Origin of the sequence: Natrinema sp. DC36, assembly GCF_020405225.1 — an archaeon.
GTDB lineage: Archaea > Halobacteriota > Halobacteria > Halobacteriales > Natrialbaceae > Natrinema.
In genome coordinates, this window is record NZ_CP084472.1 from 135,647 (window position 1) to 155,369 (window position 19,723).

Here is a 19,723-nt window from a genome sequence, read left to right on the forward strand (position 1 = left end):
ACCACGCCGCTCGCCGGTCATCGATGTCGGCCGACGTGTGGGCGTCACCGCCCCGTCTCGAGCGATCGGACGGTCACGCGAACCGTCGGATCGAACGGCTTTTGCAACGTCGGCAGGTAGGAGCGGGCGATGGACGTACTGATCGTCGGCGCGGGGTCGATGGGGACGTGGTTCGGGGACGCGATCGACGCCCGGGTCACGTTCGCCGATCTCGACCGAGACGCGGCGGCGACCGCGGCCGAGGCGGTCGGGGGGGATGTCACCGACCTCGAGGGGGAGACGACGTTCGACGTCGTCTGTCTCGCGGTGCCGATGACTCACGTGACCGACGCGATTGCCGACCAGGCCGACCGCGCCGAGCGGGCGGTCGTCGACGTGTCGGGCGTGATGGAGCCCGCGATAGCGGCGATGGAACGTCACGCCCAGGAACTGGAGCGCGTGAGCCTGCACCCGCTGTTCGCACCCGAGCGGGCACCCGGCTCTATCGCCGTCGTCCGGGCTCGTTCGGGGCCGGTAACTGACGAGCTACTTGCGGCCCTCGAGGAACGGGGGAACGAACTACTCGAGACGACGGCCGCGGAACACGACGAGGCCATGGAGACCGTTCAGGCGGCGACCCACGCCGCGGTTTTCTCTTTCGCCCTCGCAGCGGAATCGGTCCCTGAGGGGTTCGAAACTCCGATTTACGAGGATTTGCGGCGACTCGCCCGACAGGTAACCGCGGGAACGCCGCGTGTCTACGCCGACATTCAGGACACGTTCGACGGCGCGGATGCCGTCGCCGACGCCGCCGACGAAATCGCCGCCGCCGGACCCGAGGAACTCGAGGCGCTGTACCGTGAGGCGGCCGCGAACTGGCACGCCGAACGCGACGAACGTGACGAACACGACGAAGGTGTCAAACACGACGAACGACGCGATACCGGAGGGAACACCACGTGAGCGACCATCGCGACGCCGTTCGATCGAACGCGAAGTATCTGCGCAACGTCCGACCGATCGACCCCGAGGAGATCTGCGAGTACGTCGAGGGGAACCCCCATCCGGCGGTAGTCAGACAGCTCCTCCGCGAGGAGGCCGCCGACCTCGGACTACTCGAGCGGGACGACGGGCTGTTCGTTCCGGTCGACGACGAGCCGGTTCGACCCCTGCGGGGACCGATCGAACGGCTTCCGACCGACTACGAACGCCGGCTCGAGGACCTGCTCGCCGATCGGTACGGCCCGAACTGGGAGGGCGGCGCGTCGGGGGACCTGCTCCGCTCGACGATCCGTCGGTTCAAAGCGAGCTACCTCGACGGTCAACCGGTCGAGTACGACGACGACGTGGCCGCGGGGTACGCGATCTACCACCTTCCGGGGTACTACGCGGCGGTGCAGTACGCGCTCGACGATCTCGCGGAACGAGGGCTGCTGGGCCGGAAGCTTCGGGTCCTCGATATCGGCGCGGGCGTCGGCGGCCCCGCGCTCGGCCTCTGTGACTACCTCCCCGACGATTCCTTGCTCGAGTACCACGCGATCGAGCCCAGCGCGGCCGCGGACGTGCTCGAGGAACTGCTCGCGGAGACGGGGCGGAACGTCCACACGACGATTCACCGGACGACCGCGGAGGCGTTCGATCCGAGCGAGGCCGTGAACGGTGGCGGTGACAGTGGCGGTTCCGGCGACGGGTTCGACCCCACTGCACCGGACGACGGCTTCGATCTCATTCTCGGCTGTAACGTCCTGAGCGAACTCGAGGACCCCGCCGAAGTCACGCGATCGTTCCTCGAGACGCTCGCGCCGGACGGCGCGCTGCTCGCGATGGCCCCCGCGGACAAGAACACCAGCGTCGGACTGCGCGAGGTGGAACGGGACCTCGAGGGCGAGCGTCTCTGGGACCGAGCGGCGATGGATTTCGACGCGACTGGCGATTCCGATTCGGCAACCTATCGACGCGGGGAGGTGACGGTTTACGGCCCCACCGTCAGGCTCTGGCCCGGCGAAACCCCCTCGGATCGCGGGTGGTCCTTCGATGTCCGGTCCGATCTGGAGGTACCGGGTTTCCAGCGGCGACTCGACGAGGCCGCGCCGGCCGACGACGACGATCACGCGCCCGGCGAGTTCGTCAACGTCGACGTCCAGTTTTCCTACTCGCTCCTGCGTCTCGACGGCCGTCGGCGGATCGATATGGCGCTCGAGACGAACGAGTGGGCGAAGATGGCCGAGATGGAACGCCACGTCACGAACCGGATCGACATCGTGGCGGCGAAGCTTAGCCGGTCGTTAAGCGGTGACGGCGACGGGAACGGCGGCCGCGGCGGCCGGTCGAATCCGCTGTTCAAGATCAGCGACGGCAGCGAAGCCGTCGATCACTACGCCGTCGTGACGAACGAAACGTCGCTCAACGGACCGCTGCTCGAGGCCGACTACGGCGAGGTCTGCACGTTCGAACGCATCCTCGCGCTCTGGAACGACGACGAGGAAGCCTACAATCTGGTCGTCGACGAGGAGACGGTCGTCGATCGAATCGGCTGAGACGGTCTCCTGACAGTCAGTTCCGGCGCGCCCGCATGACGGGTCGCGGGTGCGTCGGGACACGGTGACAGCGGACCGTCTGAAACGGTCGGCTAAACCGCCCGAGATAACCGATCGAACCGCCCGAGACGGGAAAGCGGTGGGCTTTTCGCACCGCCGACCGACCGGCGTGACATGAGCGACGACCTCGAGATCCTGTTGACCAACGACGACGGGATCGACAGCACCGGTATCAGGGCGCTGTACGACGCCCTTTCCGAGCACGCCAACGTGACCGTCGTCGCGCCGGCCGACGACCGAAGCGCCTGCGGCCGATCGCTTTCCCACGAAGTCGAGGTCGACGATCACGAACTGGGCTATGCGGTCTACGGGACCCCTGCAGACTGCGTCGTCGCCGGTCTCGCCGAACTCGGCCCGTTTCCGGACCTCGTCGTCGCCGGCTGTAACAAGGGGGCAAACCTCGGCGAGTACGTCCTCGGTCGCTCGGGGACGATTAGTGCGGCCGTCGAGGCCGCCTTCTTCGACGTTCCCGCGATCGCGACCTCGCTGTACGTCCCCGTCGACGACACCCCGTTCGCGGAGACGGAGGTAACCACCGACGACTACGCCGAAGCGACCCGCGTCACGACCTATCTCGCCGATCGAGCGCTCGAGGCCGGCGTCTTCGACCACGCCGCCTATCTCAACGTCAACGTTCCGCTGCCGGACGGTGAACCCGCCCCGATCGATGTCACGCGCCCCTCGAAACGCTACGAGATGGACGCCGAACGCGACGGCGCACGCGTCACTCTCCACGACCGCGTCTGGGAGGATATGACCCCCGACAGGCTTCCCGATCCCGAGGGCACCGACCGCCGCGCGGTCGTCGAGGGTCGTATCAGCGTCTCACCCCTGACCGCACCTCATTCGACGAACCACCACGAGGCGCTCGATGCGCTCGCTGACACTTACAGTAGTCTCTGACGCGGGGGAATTCGCATCTCGTGGCAGCGGCGTGATCGGATGCGGTGACGGTCACGTCTCGGCTCGCTCGAAAGCGGGACGACTCCGCTGATAGCTGACGGCGTGGTGCCTGGTGCGAGCGAGTCGCGTCGACACCAACTCGAACTGTCGACGCGTGCTGCGTGTCGCAAGTGGTAATAGTGCTCGCGCGTTACGGCCAGTAACAGGGCTCGAGACGGGGAAATCGGTGACTACCGCAGTATCGAGCGTGTGGTAGATGAGCGCCTCGATCGGAATCGCGTTGTCGGCGTGCCTGTCGGTCGCTCAAAGTGATAACTGGCTTGCGGGTCGCAAGGCAGCCGCTATTCGATGACGGAACCGTCACGATAGTCACGCCGTAATCGCCGGGTCGTAACCATGTCATTCCCAAAACATAAAACCAAGGTAGGTGGGCGTTCAAGTTGTGATAGTTCCAATGGAGCGTGATCAATAGATGGTATTCAATACACTCTGGGCTCGTATCTCCTCTCTCTGGAGCGGTTCGGCCGACGAGTCCCGAGCGAGCGAGTCCGCATCGACATCGAGCGAGGAAACAAGCGAAGAACCCGACGACGAAACGTTAAGCTATGCCGAAGAAATCGAGTACGGCGTCGACGAACACGATCTCCCCGACGAAGACAAAATTCTCCGACTGCTCGTCAAACGCGGCGGCCGCGTCGACCAATCGACCATTCGCGAGGAAACGGGGTGGTCGACGGATCGACTCGAGGACGTCATCGACCGTATGGAGGACGACGACCAGGTCAGCGCCATCACCGTCGGCCGCAAGCGCGTGATCTGCCGGCGCGGGTTCGAACCGAAGGGCTATCGCGGCCACCTCAACGAATAACGGCTCGGTCCCCCGTCCCAAATGACGGCGCAGCTCTCCTCCCCCCGAAACGGCGGCGGATTCGATCGGCACGAGTCATCCGTTCTCCCTCTCCGTCCCGACGAACGCTGTCACCAAGTTATCTCCCAGCCCACGTTTATACGCGGTGTCGGCATATGCGGAGCCGAGTTTGATGGCTCTCACGATCGAAAACGCGCGGGTCCTCGTCGACTACGAGGGGACCGACTACGCTTTCGAGGTCGTCGGCGACACCGAACTCGAGTACGCGGAGACGAGCGTGCCGGAGGCGACAATACCTGACGAGGAACTCGAGACGCAGGGGGTACATCGTTTACCGTGACTGATGTCGGTAGCGTCGTTCCGGTACGCAGCGCATCCGCTTTCGTGACACTCCCCGTCGAGTGGAAACCTTCATTCCGGTGTTTTTCCAACGTGCTGGTGGGGATGGCACACAAAGACGATGTAACGAGGGTACTCGCAGCGTGTACGGCATGTGGATCCGCCTACGCGGCACGGCGGTGGCCGGACGGCGAGATTCAGATTATCGGGCAAGACGGCTGTTCGTGCGGTTCGACCGACTTCGAACTGGTCGACGATTCGAATGACGGTCTCGGGGCCGACCCCGACGGCGGTTGATCCGAGCGTGCTGTCGAGGATAGAAGCGCGTGAACCGCCTCGGTGTCAAGTGGTTCGAGACGCCAACGATGCCTCGTCATCCCGAGAATCGAAGATTCTCGGACGACTCCGAGTCACTCGGCCTGCTCCGCCTGTAGAGAGACAGTGACTACTGTAGTCGTCGCTCAGCCGGTACTCAACGGGGCCTGACGGTATCCGAAACAGTATCGCCGGTCCGAATCAACGGCGGCAATCCACGTCATTCAGGCTCTGAGCGAGGGCAATTGTCCGATCAAAACGGCTTTATGATCCGTATAGTGAACCGCCGAACAGCGAAAGTATCCCGTAATGAAATCTCGCATACCCGTCCGAGACGGGCAGCACGACCGGCACAACGCCTCGAGCGGCCGTCTAAATCGACATTCGTCCGAGAACGTGGTCGTTCCGACAGCGGAAACTGATCGCTCGAGGGCGGAGACCACGGACTGGCCGCCCGCGGTCCGACGACGACTGACAGTCTCAGCGATCAGCGAGACGACGAGTGCGTAACCCACTGATCACCGGATTGCAATCCTTCAATTACCGATAATGAGCCGCAACACCCAACAACACGGAACGAAGACCCGATCGATTCAGAGCAGCGTCCAGGTTATACTCACCGTCAGTGGCATCCTCTTCCTCCTGGCCGGGCTGGTACTCGCTGCGAGCGGGGCATCCGTCAGTAGCGCGATCGGGTCTGTCACCGACCGATTTGACGACTCGAGCCAACCGGCTGACGACGATATCGATTCGTCGAATGGTGACGCTGCGAGCGGTGGCGGTGGTAACGAAACCGATGATACTGACGGCGGTGATAGCGATACCGGCGACGGTGGTGACGGCAATACCGGTGACGGAGGTGACAGTGATACCGGCGATAGCGGTGACGGCGATACCGGCGATGGTGGTGACGGCGATACCGGTGACGGCGGTGACGGCGATGGCGACAGTGGCGATGGCAATACCGACGGTGATGATAGCGACGGTGGTGACAACGGAGATGGTAGCGGCGGCGACGACGGAACACACGCGTTGACAGTGTCCGTAGTAGATCAAGACGGTAATGCGGTCGACGGAGCCGACGTGAGCCTTGATGACCTCTCCAGCGACGAGAAAACGACCGGCGGAGATGGCGAGGTCGAGTGGGAGGTCGAGGACGGCACCTACAGCGTTACCGCGAATGCGGACGGATACCAGTCCGCTGAAGACAGCGTCGAGATCGACGGCAGCGACGAATCGATCGAACTGACGCTCGAGGAAGAAGGCGATAGTTCGGGCGATGACGACTCGAGCGACGGCAGTAACACGGTCACGTTCGTCGTGGAAGACCAGAACGGCGACCCGCTCGAGAACGCGACCGTTGCGCTCGAGGAGCAAGCGCTGTTTGGGGGGAAAGAGGAGAAAACCGTCGACGAGAATGGCGAGGTCGAATTCGAGCGCGAGAACGGCGAATACTCGTTCACCGTGACCGTAGACGGGAACGAATCGGACGAATACACCGTCGAAGTCGATGGCGACACGAGACAGGTCGTGACGTACGAGACGACTGACGGCTAGAGACGGTCCGGTCCGAACGCGTTTTACCGCTCGGTTTCACTGCTTTTTCGAGTAGCCGTGCCGTCTGGTTCGCCGATCGACCGCCTGCTCGCTGTCGACGCGACTCTGGATCTATTCTCGTACTGGTAGAAGCAACACTCGCTACTCCGTTCGTTGATCGGGGTTCGAACGCGACGCAGAGCCTCGAGCCGTCGCAAATCCCCTTCGGCACTCGTTTTATCGACACCGTCTCATCGACATCCGTCCCAGTGGCCCCTGATCCATCATTCGATCACCTGTCGAGACCATCGATGATCGTGTTCGCTGGACATCGAGGGCAGGAAGCAGTGCAAAGGCGGTGCCAACGTGCGTCCCTCTCCCCTCGAGGACTCCTCGTGATCGATCGGATATCGGACACGTGAAGCGAATCCTCGTGACCACTCGAGAGGAGTGGCATCCTGTACCCGGCGCGTACCACGCCTACTGCGGCACGGTACGGAGATCGGTGGCGCACTCGAGTGAGAACGGTACGAGCGATGAAGGGATCGTTCCGCCATCGTCGCTTCGATACTCGGATCGCGAACACGTCGAGTAGCGATCGTCTCGCATCGGACGATCGTGGCTGTCACCGCTCGAATCTCGACATTCCGAGTGTCCGTGATTGCTCAGCGTTTCGGGTGTACATGGCTACTTGGCGTTTCGGGTATGCCTGGCTGTCTGCTGTTCCATAGTAACGACTGAAACGATTCACACTGATCGCACAGCAGTCGTGCGATCGGATGTGCAGTGACTTTCAGTGGCTACTATAGGTGTGCGTGACCACTCGATGTTCCAGGTATGTGTGACCACTACCGTCGTCTCTCGGCCGTTCGAACGGACGGGCGGGCCGTCACCTGTGATCCAGTCGCTCCTCGAGCGATGTGACTCACTGTTCGCTGGATACACGCGACCGTTTCCGTACGGTATTCGTTTCAGAACTGCCGCAGTCGGTGTCGAACGGCGCGTTGAAAAGACGTTACTCGAAAAACGAGACGATCATTCGACCGTGACGCTCTTTGCGAGGTTGCGCGGTTTGTCGATCGGGCGGTCGAGTTGCTTTGCGGCGTAGTAGGAGAGCAACTGAAGCTGAACGTTGGCGAGCAGGCCCGCCCAGACGGGGTGGGTGTCGGGCACCGACAGGTGTGCGTCGGCGACGTCGACGAGGGATTGGTCGTCCGGTCCGACGGCGACGATCGGCGCGCCGCGGGACTTGGCCTCGATCGCGTTCGTCTTCGTCTTACTGTCACTGTCACTACCGGTCGAGACGGCGAACACCGGCGTCTCATCGGTGACGAGGGCGAGCGGACCGTGTTTGAGTTGGCCGGCAGCGAACCCTTCCGCGTGCTCGTAGGTGATCTCCTTGAACTTCAACGCACCCTCGAGGGCCACCGAGTGACCGAGCCCGTGACCGATGAAGAAGTACGACTTACTATCGAACACGTCTCGGGCGAGCGCCTCCGCCCCACTCGTCTCCAGGACGGTCTCGACGTGTTGTGGGAGCTCCTCGAGCGCCTCGAGCATCCCCGCTCGATCGTCGGCGGGAGTCCCCTCCGGGACGTCCGCCGCGATTCGCTGGGTGAGCAGGGCGAGCGTGACCGCCTGCGAGGAGTACGTCTTCGTCGCCGCGACGCCGACTTCCGGGCCGGCGCGGATGTAGATCGCATCGTCGGCTTCGCGCGCGGCCGTCGAACCGACGACGTTAGTGACGGCGAGCGACCGAGCACCGCGCTCGGTCGCTTGCCGGACCGCATCGAGGGTGTCGGCGGTCTCGCCGCTCTGGGTGACCGCGATGACGAGCGTGTTCTCGTCGACCGGCCCGGACGTGGATTCGTACTCGCTCGCGCGGAGGACCTCGGTCCGGAGGCCGGCCTCCCGGGTCAACTGTGCGCCGTACATCGCCGCGTGGTAGGATGTCCCGCAGGCGACGAACTGGACGGTGTCGATATCGTCGAACGAGCCGGGCGGGAGGTTCTCGAAGGCGACGTCACCGTCCTCGATTCGGCCCTCGATCGTATTGGCGAGGGACGCCGGCTGGTTGTTGATCTCCTTCAGCATGTAGTGGTCGTACTCGCCTTTGCCGGCGTCCTCCGGATCCCAGTCGACGGTGTCGATCGATCGCTCGATCGGGGTGCCATCGAGATCGCTAATTTGGTAGGAATCTGGGTCGAGAACCACGATATCGCCGTCCTCGAGGTAGATTACCTCGTCGGTGTGTTCGAGGAACGCCGGCACGTCGCTCGCGAGGTACCATTCCTCGTCGTCGAGACCGAGGACGAGCGGCGACCCCTTCCGTGCGGCGTAGACCGCTTCCTCGCCGTCGACGATCGCGGCGATCGCGTAGCTCCCCTCGAGCGTGTCGACGGCCCGGCGGACTGCTTGTTCGGTGTCACCGGTTTCGTCGCGGTATTCGTCGATGAGGTGCGGGATGACTTCCGAGTCGGTGTCGCTCTCGAACTCGTGGCCCTTCGCTCGGAGTTCGTCCTTGAGCTCGTCGTAGTTCTCGATGACCCCGTTGTGGACGACCGCGACGTCGCCCGCCGTATCCGTATGCGGATGGGCGTTTTCGTCGGTCGGCGGCCCGTGGGTGCTCCATCGGGTGTGACCGATCCCCATGTTTCCGTGCGGTTGTCCGTCCAGGTTCGACTTGAGGCGGGACACCTCACCCGAACACTTGTGCACCTTGACGCCGGAGCCGTTCTGGACGGCGATCCCCGCCGAGTCGTAGCCCCTGTACTCGAGGTTCTCGAGCCCCGAGATGAGCGTGTCTGCGGCGTCCCCGTGACCGATCCGTGCGATAATACCGCACATCAGCCGATCACCTCCGTTCGAGCGGTGGCCAGCGACCACGCTACGCTCTCGGAGCGATGGTCGGCGGGGCGATCGGCGGTTGTGACGGACGTAGCGAGTCGGCTCGAGACCGCTGCCTTACGTGGAGGACTGTTCCGTGTCATTGGTATCATTGATCCCATCCGTTCACTGCCGACGGATCGGGCGTTACTCCTACCACGGACAACAGCGGGCATTACTATGCCACGAATAAGACCGTACTGCGAATATCACGCGAGCTATCGAGTGCATAACACCCCATTCGTTATTTCCAATTCCGGCTTCACGGCTCACTCAGCCCGTTGTCCCAGCAAAACGCGACATTCGTACAGTTCCGCTCGTGCCGGGGTGAGAGACCGATTCGAGACAGGTGAACCGATTACATTGACGGCCATCGCCGGCCGAGCGGGTATCCGAGACTGGTTGTCGATTCGACACACTGACTCAGCCGTACGGATTCCTGTGAAAGTACGAACTGCTACGCGAGGCGCTATGGTAGCCACTGAAACGAGTTACATAGTGATCACAACGCGGTTCTCACTCACTACGTTCGCTCACGGCTCGCTTTGCTCGCCGTTCGCGTCCCCGCGGTTCTCGCTCACTACGTTCGCTCCGAACCGCGCTCGCTCCGAACCGCGCTCGCTCCGAACCGCGCTCTCATCGTTCGATCAAGTGTCCACCGATGTTGAGTGGCTACTATCGTTGGTACCTCGCGGTTCAAAACGGGGCTTCGTTCGAGGACTGAGTTCGAAATCGCATCGCTGCCGTAGCGATGCGGTCGGTGGAACACGATTCGGTCCGTAAAACAACGCTATTCTCGGTTGGACACTGCTGTGGTCGTCAGGTGCTTACGGCTGAGGATTCCCGATCTCGGTAGACCGCGTCTCGTCGTTGGGTAGTGGTTCGGAGAAGACGATGAGGTTCTCTCGACCGACCGACTGCTTTTCAATCGTCCCGTCGGCGTGCATCTGCGAGCAGATCCTGCTGACTTTCGACTTCGACCAGCCCGTTTCGTCGGCGATCTGGTGCTGGCGGATGCGACCGTCGTTTGCGACGAGCAGTCGGACGACCTTTCCCTCGTCGCTCAGGAGTTTCGGTGGCGTTTCGGGCGACAGATACGATTCGGACGCCCATTGATCGTTCGTGTGCGTGTGGACTGATTCGTCCGTGTCACCTGCTGCGTTCACGATAAACGGGAGCGACGACATCTTGAGCTCGCGTTTCGACAGCACGTCGCCCATGCGAATCCCGATGAGTGCGCTGATTAGCAGGAATAGAACCGCGATCAGGGCCGTTTCCCAGAATGACGACACGCGAAGCAGTTGTATCGCGGACAACGGTCCATCGGGTTGATCGCCAGCCCCGAGGGAAATAGCCCTCGAGGGAATTGCGTGAGTCCCCTGGTGGTGAGTCGAAGCCGGACCCGGTCCGATCGAGACGGCGCTGTGAATCGATGCGAGCTGGGCTCCGACTCCGATCTGGGGATTGGACACCATGATTACGCGGTTCTGTGACGGCCGGTGCGTGAGCCGAGTCACGATGACGTGAACTCGCCGACCGTACTGGTACTCCGGCTCTGGGGACCTTCATTATGAGTTCGTATAGGAGCGTTTAACAACGGTTTAAGCTCTCATCCGGTCACCGAGCCGTTGACTGGTCACTACCGTCGATAGCGCCCGCCCGTTCCCGGTTTCACTGCGTGGAACGCTTGCAATCGTTTATCCGGGGTATAGTAAACCCCCGACGGCGGCTTCTCGATTTTACGGCGCGCCCAACCGATGGCGGGCGTCCACTCTCGAACAGTCACCGTCGCACTCGGTCGTGTGACGGTCACGCGATAACAATCACTCATGACCACGATAATTGGCGATACGGAAGAGCGAGCGGACGAGCGAGCGAGCGGTCAGTACGCGCTCGAATCGAGCGGTGAGGGAACCACCCTCGAGCACACGACGGAGCAATCGACCCGCGAGGCGACGATCTGCGTCGTCGGACTGGGATACGTCGGGCTCCCGCTCGCGGTCGGATTCGCGCAGTCGGACTACCGCGTGATCGGCTACGATGTCGACGACGTGACGGTCGACCGACTGCAGGAGGGTATCGACACGACCGGTGACCTCACGGACGAAGCAATCCAGGACGGTGATATCTCCTATACGACCGACGCGACCGCGATCACCGAAGCCGACTACGTCATTATCGCGGTTCCCACCCCGATTGACGACGACGAGCGGCCGGACCTCGGCTACATAGAGAGCGCGGCGACGACCGTCGGGTCGAAAATGGATCCCGGCACTACCGTCGTCCTCGAGTCGACCGTCTACCCGGGCTCGACGCGAGAGGTCCTCGTCCCGGCGCTCGAGGACGCGTCCGGGCTGAGCGCGGGCGAGGATTTCTTCGTCGGCTATTCGCCGGAACGCGCGACGCCGGCCGACGACGACCACGGTCTCGAGGACGTCGTCAAGGTGGTCGGTGCGCAGAACGACAAGGTCCTCGAGGACGTCGCGACGCTGTACGAATCGGTCGTCGACGCGGGCGTCCACCCCGCCCCGTCGATCGAGGTCGCCGAGGCGTGCAAGGTCATCGAAAACATCCAGCGTGACGTCAATATCGCGCTCGTCAACGAGCTATCGATGGCCTTCGAACAGATGGGCCTTGACACGCGAGAGGTGCTCGAGGCGGCGCGGACGAAGTGGAACTTCCACGACTACCGGCCGGGACTCGTCGGCGGGCACTGCATTCCGGTCGACCCCTACTTCTTCGCCCACCGCGCGAAGCGAGCGGGGGCGGATCCGGAACTGATGCTCACGAGCCGGTCGGTCAACGAGTCGATGCCGAACCACGTCGCCGAGTTGACGATCAAGGCGCTCAACGAGTGTCACAAGACGTTGCGAGAGAGTCGCGTGCTAGTGCTCGGACTCGCGTACAAGTCGGACGTGGGTGACATTCGCAGTTCGAAGGTTGCCCATGTCATCGACCATCTCCGCGAGTTCGACATCGATATCGAGGGATACGATCCGCACGCGGACGACGACGAGATCCGAGCGTCGTTCGATATCGACGTTCAAGAATCGCTCTCGTTCGACGGGTTCGACGCCGTCATCCTCACCACCTCGCACTCGGCGTTCGAGGATATCGAACTCGACGACGTTGCGGCGGCCCTCAACGACGACGGCGCGCTAATCGACATCGCGGGCGCGTTCGAACCGGGCGATGCAGCCGACGCCGAACTCGTCTACCGCAGTTTATAATGTATCGAAGACACACGATCGGCGTGATCGTCCCGGCGTACAACGAGGAAGATCACGTCGGTGACGTCCTCGCGACGATGCCCGACTTCGTCGACCGCATCTACGCCGTCGACGACGACTCGACGGACGACACCTGGCGGATCATCCGGACGTACGCGGCCGCCTCGAAAGAGGACGATCAGTCCGCCGAAGACGAAGCGCCCGAAAACGGTGTGCCCGAGGACGAGAGCGAGCGCCTCCGCGCGTCCCTCCCGGACGGCGGCGCCGTCGTGGGACCGGAAATCGTCCCCATTCGACACGCGGAGAACCAGGGTGCCGGCGGCGCGCTCAGGACCGGCTACGTCCGCGCGCGCGACGACGACATCGATATTACGGTTACGATGGACGCTGACGGGCAGATGGACCCGGATCAGCTCCCGAAGCTATTGGATCCGATCGTGGAGGGGGACGCCGACTACACGAAGGGGAACCGACTCGCCGATCGCGCCTCGCGTCGGGAGATGCCACCGTTCCGGTTGTTCGGGAACTGGGTTCTGACCCAGCTCACGAAAATCGCGAGCGGGTACTGGCGCCTGCAGGACCCTCAGAACGGGTACACCGCGATTTCTCACGACGCGCTATCCGCGATCGACATCGAGTCGCTTCCGGACGATCACGAGTACCCAAACGACCTGCTCGTCCGGCTGAACGTCGCGGAGATGCGCGTTGCAGACGTGTCGATGCCGGCCGTCTACGCCGACGAGGAGAGTACGATCCAGTATAAGACCTTCATCCCGGTCACCTCGATCACGCTACTGCGTGGCTTCTGTCAGCGGCTGAAAACGCAGTTCGCCGCCGATAGACTGCACCCTACCGTCCTCTGTTACGCGGCGGGGATCGCCGTGCTGGCGGCCGCAGCCGCGATCGGGATCCTGGGTGGCGTAAACGCGGTCGACGGCGAGGCATCTGTGCGCGAACCGACTGCGGCCGCGTTCGCGCTCCTCACCAGCGTCGGGCTGTTCCTGGTCGCGATGCGAACTGACGCGAGGGACAACGCCGAACTGGGGGTGCGTCGCTGATGCGTGCGATCGTGACGATCCAGCATCCGGGTCACGTCCACTTCTTCAAGCACGCGATCCGGGAACTCCAGTCGCAGGGCCACGAACTCCACGTCTTCGCCCGCGAAAACGAGGTCACAGTCGAACTGCTCGAGCGCGCGGGAATCGATCACGAGGTGCTGGCCGGCGAGTCGAACTCGCTGTTCTCGCTGGCGGCCGTGCAGGCGACCTACGAGACGCGGCTCCTGCGGCGGGCGCGACGGATCGGGCCGGACGTGATCACGGCGATCGGCGGCGTCGCCGCGGCTCACGTCGCGTCGGTGGTTGGTGCGAAGAGCGTCGTCTTCTACGACACGGAACACGCGACGATCATCACGAAACTCGCGTATCCGTTCGCCGACGTCGTCTGTACGCCCGAGTGCTATCAGGGTGATATCGGTCCGAAGCACCGCACGTACCCCGGCTATCACGAACTCGCGTACCTGCACCCCGACCGGTTCGAGCCCGATCCCGCGGTGCTCGAGGACGCCGGGCTGGAGCCGGACGACACGCTCGTGGTGATGCGCCTGAGCAGCTGGGACTCCTCGCACGACGTTGGACAGGGCGGATTCGACGATCCCGTCGACGTCGTCGAACGCCTCGAGGACGCCGGCGCGACCGTCTTGCTCACGTCGGAGGTCGACCTCCCGGCCGAACTCGAATCCCGCCGATACACGATGGCGCCGGACCGGATGCACGATCTGCTCGCCTATGCGGACTGCTTCGTCGGCGAGGGTGCGACGATGGCCGCCGAGGCGGCGGTCCTCGGGACGCCGGCAGTGTACGTGAACTCGCTCGCGCTCGGTTACGTGACCGAACTCGACGAGGAGTACGATCTCGTGTTCAGCTACAACGGCGAGGATCGCCACGCGAAATCGCTCGAGCGGGCGGTATCGATCGTCGAGGACGGCGACCAGTCGACGTGGCAGCGCCGGCGTGACCGGCTCCTTGCCGACCGGGTCGACGTCACCGACGTCATCGTCCGGGAAGTCGAGATAGCCGGTTCCGGAACCGATCCGAACAAATCGACGCTCGCGTCGAATCCAGGCTAACTATGCACGTCCTTCATCTCATCACCTCCACGCGGTCGTTCTTCGAACAGCAGATATCGGTCCTCGAAGACCGCGGTATCGAGTGTACCGTCATCGGCGTTCCCGGGGAGTACAGTGCCGACTCTCCGCGGACGCCGCTGGATTACCTTCGCTTTTATCCGCGAGTCCTCTCGCACGTACTGTCGGACGAGTACGATCTCGTCCACGGCCACTACGGCCTCGTCGCGCCGTTCCTCCTCGCTCAGCCGACCCGTCCCGTCGTGTTGAGCCTCTGGGGGACGGACCTGATGAGCGATATGGGATGGCTCCGTCGGATCAGCCGGTACGGCGCTCGGTTCGCCGACGCGACGATCGTCCCGAGTCCGGCGATGTCCACCGAACTCGACGCCGAACACGTCGAGATCCCGTTCGGCATCGACACGGAGCTGTTCAGACCGATCCCGCGCGAGGAGGCTCGCGATCGAATCGGGTGGGACGCCGACGCGCGGATCGCACTGTTTCCGTACGATCGGAGTCGGGATGTCAAGGACTTCCCGCGAGCCGAACGCGTCGCCGAGCGCGCCGACGTCGACCTCGAGGTACGGACGATCGACGACGTCTCCTACGAAGAAATGCCCTACTACATGAACGCGAGCGATGTCCTCCTCGTGACCTCGACACGTGAGAGCGGGCCGCTGGTCGTCAAGGAGGCCGCCGCCTGTAACGTCCCGATCGTCTCGACCGACGTCGGCTTCGTCCGCGAGACGATCGGCGATGTCGACGACTGTGTCGTGGGGACGGCCGACGACGAACTCGCCGCCGGCCTCGAGCGCGTCCTCGACGGCCCCCGTCGATCGAACGGGCGCGAAGCGATCGACGGGCTCGGACTCGAGGCGATGGGCGATCAGCTCCTCGACGTGTATCGTCGCGTCCTCGAGCGACCGACCGGGACGCCCCATCGAGCGGGGGTCAGCCATGAGGTTTAGCTCGCTGTCGGAACTGCGGCCGCTGCGACTCGACACGCTCGCGGCGATCGCTGGGTTCCTGTTCGCAGCGCTGTTGTTCCCGCTCCGATTCCTCACGTCGCAGCTGTACATCAATACCGTTCCGCTGGTACTCGGAACCGCGTGTGCGCTGTATCTCCTCTCCCTGTACCAGCAGCGGGACGAGTCGCAGACGTTCCCGACCCTCCCGTCCGCGGTGACGATGGCACTCCCGAGCGTCGTACTGGTCGGACTCGCCGCGCTCGTGACGCTCACAGTCGTCCAGGGGGTACGGACGCCGCTCTTCTTCGGACTGGCGGGTGTCGTCGGGACCCTCGTTATCGGCCAGATCCTCTTCGCGAACGATCGCGACCTCCACCCCGGACTGCTGGTGTTTCAGATCATCTGCTTCGCGTTCGTCTTCCGGTTTACCGCACTGTACGCGACGCCGGGATACGTCGGGATCGACATCTGGACGCATCAAGGGCTCGTCGACGCTCTTCTCAGGGAAGAATCACTGAGCGGGATCTCTCACGACAAACACTACGGATCGCCGTTCTACCACCTGCTGGTGGCCGCCTCGTCACTGCTGTACGACGTTCCGGTTCGCGCTGCGCTGTATCTCTCCATCGGGATCGTGATGCCCCTGGCAGCCCTGCTCGTCTACTCGACGACGAACCTGCTCGTTCCGGTGCGGTGGGCGGTGCTGGCGACGGCGCTCTACGCGTTCTCGAGTCACGTCGCGAGGTGGGGAATGCACATCATCCCGACGAGTCTGGGTCTGGTCTTCTTCCTCGGGATGCTGTACGCACTGATCCGGGTGATGCGGATCGAGTACACGATTCGGGACTTTTCTCTCCTCCTCCTGATGAGCGTCGCCGTCATCCTCACGCACCAGGTGTCGACGTTCATCATGCTCGTGTTGCTACTCGCGGCGTTCCTCGCGCAGGTGGTGTTCGTGATCGGTCCGCTGGGGCTGACGCGGCTCGATACGAGCGTCTTCCGGACGAAGAAACCGGTCAACCTCGTCGGCCTCGTCGTCTTCAATCTGGGGCTGACGATCTTCGTCTGGTCGCTCACGCCGTACGGACAGGGGTCGTTCCTGGCCACGGTGCTGAGCTACTTCTCGGAGACGCTCGAGGAGAGCGCCGGCTTCCTCAATATCGCGAGCGCGTCCTCGTCCGACGGCGGCGAGGCGGGGGCCGAGGCTGCACCGTCGCTGATCGACCAGGTCGTTCCCTACGTTGACGCGCTCGGCTTCTTGTTCCTGCTTGGAGCGACGTTCGTCGGCTGTCTGTACGTCGTCCACAGGAGACGCGCTGAACAGTCGGTGTTCACCCTCCTGCTTGCGGCGGCGTTCATGCTCGTGTTCGTCCTCGGATTGCCGATGTTCGGCATCCGGAACTTCATCCCGACGCGCTGGTTCGCGTTCCTCTACGCGCCGATGGCCATCCTCGGTGCGATCGGACTGCAGACGCTTCGGGGGAGCCTGACGCCGGCACTCGCCGTCACCGTGTTGATCGTGTTCTCGCTCGTCTTTCCCGGCGCGATGGTCCTCGCTCCCGGGAGCAACGCCGACAACCCGGTGTTTTCGGATCACCACGAGCGCCTCGCGTACGACGAGACGGAACTCGCCGCGGCGCAGGCGATCGGCGAACTGACCGGCTCACCGGACGGTGACGAGATCCGTAGGGATCAGCAGCTCCACACCGATCATCCCTATCAGACGCTGATCAGTCGGACCGGCGCGTATCAGTCAACGACGACCGCGACGGTTCCTGACGGCGGCGCAACGAATCACAGCTACACGGTCTATCGAACGGAGCAATCGACCGACGCGGTGTTCTTCCCGGACGCCAACGGGAACGCGGAGATAATGAATCCCTCTCGAGAGCAAATCTGCCGTCCGGATCAGGGGACGGTCTACACGAACGGTGACGTAACGTTCTGTACGCCCTCCCCGGCCGGGAACTGATCACCGCTCTCGTCGGCGGTTCCATTCGTCTGCGTTCGAATCATTGACGCAGATCAGACGACGAATCCAATCAGCTGCTTCTTTCGGTTGCGTCTCGCCGATCTCAGAACGGTCAGTACTATTTTTCGATCAGCCCGCGTATTTCATCCGCATCGTCTCGAGGCCGAGAAGCGCTACGCTGTTGCGGCCAATGTGTCGACCAGCAGTGCTCTCGAGCGAACACGTAGCGGCACAACTGTGACCCGTGGTCACGGCTGACGGTTCAGGTACTTGCCCGTCGTTCGCCCGGTCGACTAACGGATAACGCGGCTAAGAGAACAGCTGCAGTAGCGAACGCAGCGTCTCGAGAACGAACACTGTCGAATATGTCGTGGCTCGCTCGAGACTGTTCCGACGCCGCTCGATTGCCGCTCACTGCCGTCTTTGGGCGTGCAACCCTCGCCAGACGTCAGCAGCGACCGGCGCACCGTCGAACAGCCAGAGCACCAGGACGGCGAGACCGAGCAGCGACTGGAAGACGATCTGCGGCGTCAGTCCGCCGGCGACGATCGCGTTCACGTACCGGATGAAGTAGCGGGCGAAATGATCGATGAAACCGCCCTGCGTGGCCGGTGGCGGTGATTTGATTGGCCAGAGAACGATCCGCAGGTCGACTGGTCGTCCCCTGAGTACGCGGTTGAGCAGATCGGCAACCGGGTGCGAGAGATGTGCGAACGCGAAAGCACCCGCGAGGATTCGGTTTCCTCGACGAGCGGCCACTACATACGCTGCAAGAATGATGAACGGCGCGGCAAAAATCGAGTGTCCGACAGCGTATCCGGTGTCTATGACTCCGAACGTCCAGGCGAGCGGCTTGTCGAGCAGATCCGGAAACTGTGAGCCGACAGCGACGGCGATCGTTTCCTGGGCCGAGGGTGATGTCCGGGAGAGCACGTTCCTGGCCAGCGAGTACAGGACGTACGCGAACGCGAGATGCTCCCACGGCCACATCTATGAGACCTCGATCGGCAAGTGAAGTTTGCGATAGGCGTTCTCAGCCGTCGGCTCCGCCGGTGGCTCGCCCTCGTAAAGCAATAGGGTCAGCCGAAGATCGTTCCCTCGCATCGTCGGCGTGATCTCGAGGGGCTGCTGGTGAGAGTCACCATCGGCGACTGTTGCATTTTTCCTGTCCATCTCGACCGACTCGTTGACGGTCACGGTCTCACCGTCGGAACTCACCCGCTGGAGCAGTACCACGGTCGTGTACCGCTGCTCTTCGTGTTCCTGATTCGTGATCGTCGCCTGCAGTTCCTGGCTCTCTCCCGCGGTATACGTCGAGTCGTAGATCGTTTCGGTGTCGCCGGTAACGTTGTCCGTTTCCACGGAAATCTCCGTATATCCATCGTGCTGTGGTGGGTTCGCGAGGGCGAACCCAGCGCTCGCGAGCAAGAGGCCGACTCCGATCACGATGGCGATGTTGTACGGGCGAACGTCGATTCGCCCATACGGGCTTGGTCGTCCTCGGGTAAAGAACGGGGATATCGACGAAACCGCGGGAACGAACCGTCTATCGGGCGGACAGCGGTAGCGAGATCCGATCGCGAGAAGTGCCAGGACGACGGTGACTACTGCAAGCCCGGAGAGTACCGGTTCAAGCGTCAAACCCCTAGGGGTCAAGCTTGAAAAAAGGGTGATCGCGGGAACGAGTGCAACGCTAAAGACAACTGATAGGATGGTTCGTTCGATCGTCTGGAGTCCGCCACTGACTAACAGCGGATTGCCGAGGCCAGTTTTTTCCTGATCGAAGGAGCGATAGTCGTCGTTAGGTTTGTCCGGAAAGAGGGCAGAGACGAGTGCATACCCCGGAAGAAAGAGAATAAGTGGAATCGATAACGCGATTCGTATCGCTCCGGATACTCCCGAAAGAATACCGAGCGTGAGGGCGCCAGTGACTGCGATGACGACTGCCAGATCGAGATACCACAAGTGGTTGTCGCTCATTGTCCCATCACGAGGGGACGGTGGC

Annotated in this window: 16 protein-coding genes; 12 read left to right on the forward strand and 4 right to left on the reverse strand. The window is 62.9% G+C overall.

From position 1 onward, the window contains the following. Positions 1-129 precede the first annotated feature (129 nt). The 7 genes from LDH74_RS00685 to LDH74_RS00715 all read left to right on the forward strand — a co-directional run bounded on the left by LDH74_RS00685 (position 130) and on the right by LDH74_RS00715 (position 6,558). On the forward strand, positions 130-942 hold the full coding sequence (locus LDH74_RS00685; RefSeq protein WP_226040716.1) for a prephenate dehydrogenase/arogenate dehydrogenase family protein: 813 nt from the start codon (positions 130-132) through the stop codon (positions 940-942). Next, a complete protein-coding gene (locus LDH74_RS00690) occupies positions 939-2,516 on the forward strand; it encodes a class I SAM-dependent methyltransferase (protein ID WP_226040717.1) in 1,578 nt (525 codons plus the stop codon). The genes LDH74_RS00685 and LDH74_RS00690 overlap by 4 nt, the downstream gene beginning before the upstream one ends. 174 nt (positions 2,517-2,690) lie before the next feature. After that, the gene (surE, locus tag LDH74_RS00695) at positions 2,691-3,479 is read left to right on the forward strand and encodes a 5'/3'-nucleotidase SurE (protein WP_226040718.1); all 789 of its coding nucleotides are present in this window, start codon (positions 2,691-2,693) and stop codon (positions 3,477-3,479) included. Positions 3,480-3,951: 472 nt separating this feature from the next. Further along, complete coding sequence (locus LDH74_RS00700; protein WP_226040719.1) at positions 3,952-4,347, forward strand: hypothetical protein; 396 nt, start codon at positions 3,952-3,954, stop codon at positions 4,345-4,347. 172 nt (positions 4,348-4,519) lie between these two features. Further along, on the forward strand, positions 4,520-4,687 hold the full coding sequence (locus LDH74_RS00705; protein ID WP_226040720.1) for a hypothetical protein: 168 nt from the start codon (positions 4,520-4,522) through the stop codon (positions 4,685-4,687). 104 nt (positions 4,688-4,791) lie between these two features. Beyond that, the gene (locus LDH74_RS00710) at positions 4,792-4,983 is read left to right on the forward strand and encodes a hypothetical protein (RefSeq protein ID WP_226040721.1); all 192 of its coding nucleotides are present in this window, start codon (positions 4,792-4,794) and stop codon (positions 4,981-4,983) included. A 567-nt stretch (positions 4,984-5,550) separates the two neighbouring features. Further along, the gene (locus LDH74_RS00715; protein WP_226040722.1) at positions 5,551-6,558 is read left to right on the forward strand and encodes a carboxypeptidase regulatory-like domain-containing protein; all 1,008 of its coding nucleotides are present in this window, start codon (positions 5,551-5,553) and stop codon (positions 6,556-6,558) included. A gap of 1,014 nt (positions 6,559-7,572) precedes the next feature. Here the strand turns inward: LDH74_RS00715 and glmS are convergent. Then, a complete protein-coding gene (gene glmS, locus LDH74_RS00720) occupies positions 7,573-9,384 on the reverse strand; it encodes a glutamine--fructose-6-phosphate transaminase (isomerizing) (protein WP_226040723.1) in 1,812 nt (603 codons plus the stop codon). An 866-nt stretch (positions 9,385-10,250) separates the two neighbouring features. Continuing rightward, positions 10,251-10,715 carry a helix-turn-helix domain-containing protein gene (locus LDH74_RS00725; protein ID WP_345778539.1) on the reverse strand — a complete coding sequence of 155 codons (465 nt, stop codon included), beginning with the start codon at positions 10,713-10,715 and terminating at the stop codon, positions 10,251-10,253. 537 nt (positions 10,716-11,252) lie between these two features. Here LDH74_RS00725 and LDH74_RS00730 point away from each other — a divergent pair. The 5 genes from LDH74_RS00730 to LDH74_RS00750 are packed head-to-tail and all read left to right on the forward strand — an operon-like array spanning position 11,253 to position 17,718. Beyond that, a complete protein-coding gene (locus tag LDH74_RS00730; RefSeq protein WP_226040724.1) occupies positions 11,253-12,653 on the forward strand; it encodes a nucleotide sugar dehydrogenase in 1,401 nt (466 codons plus the stop codon). Continuing rightward, positions 12,653-13,711: a glycosyltransferase family 2 protein gene (locus LDH74_RS00735; RefSeq protein ID WP_226040725.1), complete on the forward strand. Its 1,059-nt coding sequence runs from the start codon at positions 12,653-12,655 to the stop codon at positions 13,709-13,711. Before LDH74_RS00730 ends, LDH74_RS00735 begins: the two co-directional genes overlap by 1 nt. Continuing rightward, complete coding sequence (locus LDH74_RS00740) at positions 13,711-14,781, forward strand: DUF354 domain-containing protein (protein ID WP_226040726.1); 1,071 nt, start codon at positions 13,711-13,713, stop codon at positions 14,779-14,781. The genes LDH74_RS00735 and LDH74_RS00740 overlap by 1 nt, the downstream gene beginning before the upstream one ends. Before the next feature lie 2 nt (positions 14,782-14,783). Then, entirely contained in the window at positions 14,784-15,746 is a 963-nt protein-coding gene (locus tag LDH74_RS00745) for a glycosyltransferase (protein WP_226040727.1), read from the forward strand. Next, positions 15,736-17,718 (forward strand): hypothetical protein, encoded by a 1,983-nt coding sequence (locus LDH74_RS00750; protein WP_226040728.1) that lies wholly within the window; start codon positions 15,736-15,738, stop codon positions 17,716-17,718. The genes LDH74_RS00745 and LDH74_RS00750 overlap by 11 nt, the downstream gene beginning before the upstream one ends. Before the next feature lie 411 nt (positions 17,719-18,129). Here LDH74_RS00750 and LDH74_RS00755 read toward each other — a convergent pair whose 3' ends face one another. Further along, entirely contained in the window at positions 18,130-18,708 is a 579-nt protein-coding gene (locus tag LDH74_RS00755; RefSeq protein WP_226040729.1) for a metal-dependent hydrolase, read from the reverse strand. Beyond that, positions 18,709-19,698: a DUF1616 domain-containing protein gene (locus tag LDH74_RS00760; protein ID WP_226040730.1), complete on the reverse strand. Its 990-nt coding sequence runs from the start codon at positions 19,696-19,698 to the stop codon at positions 18,709-18,711. Positions 19,699-19,723 lie beyond the last annotated feature (25 nt).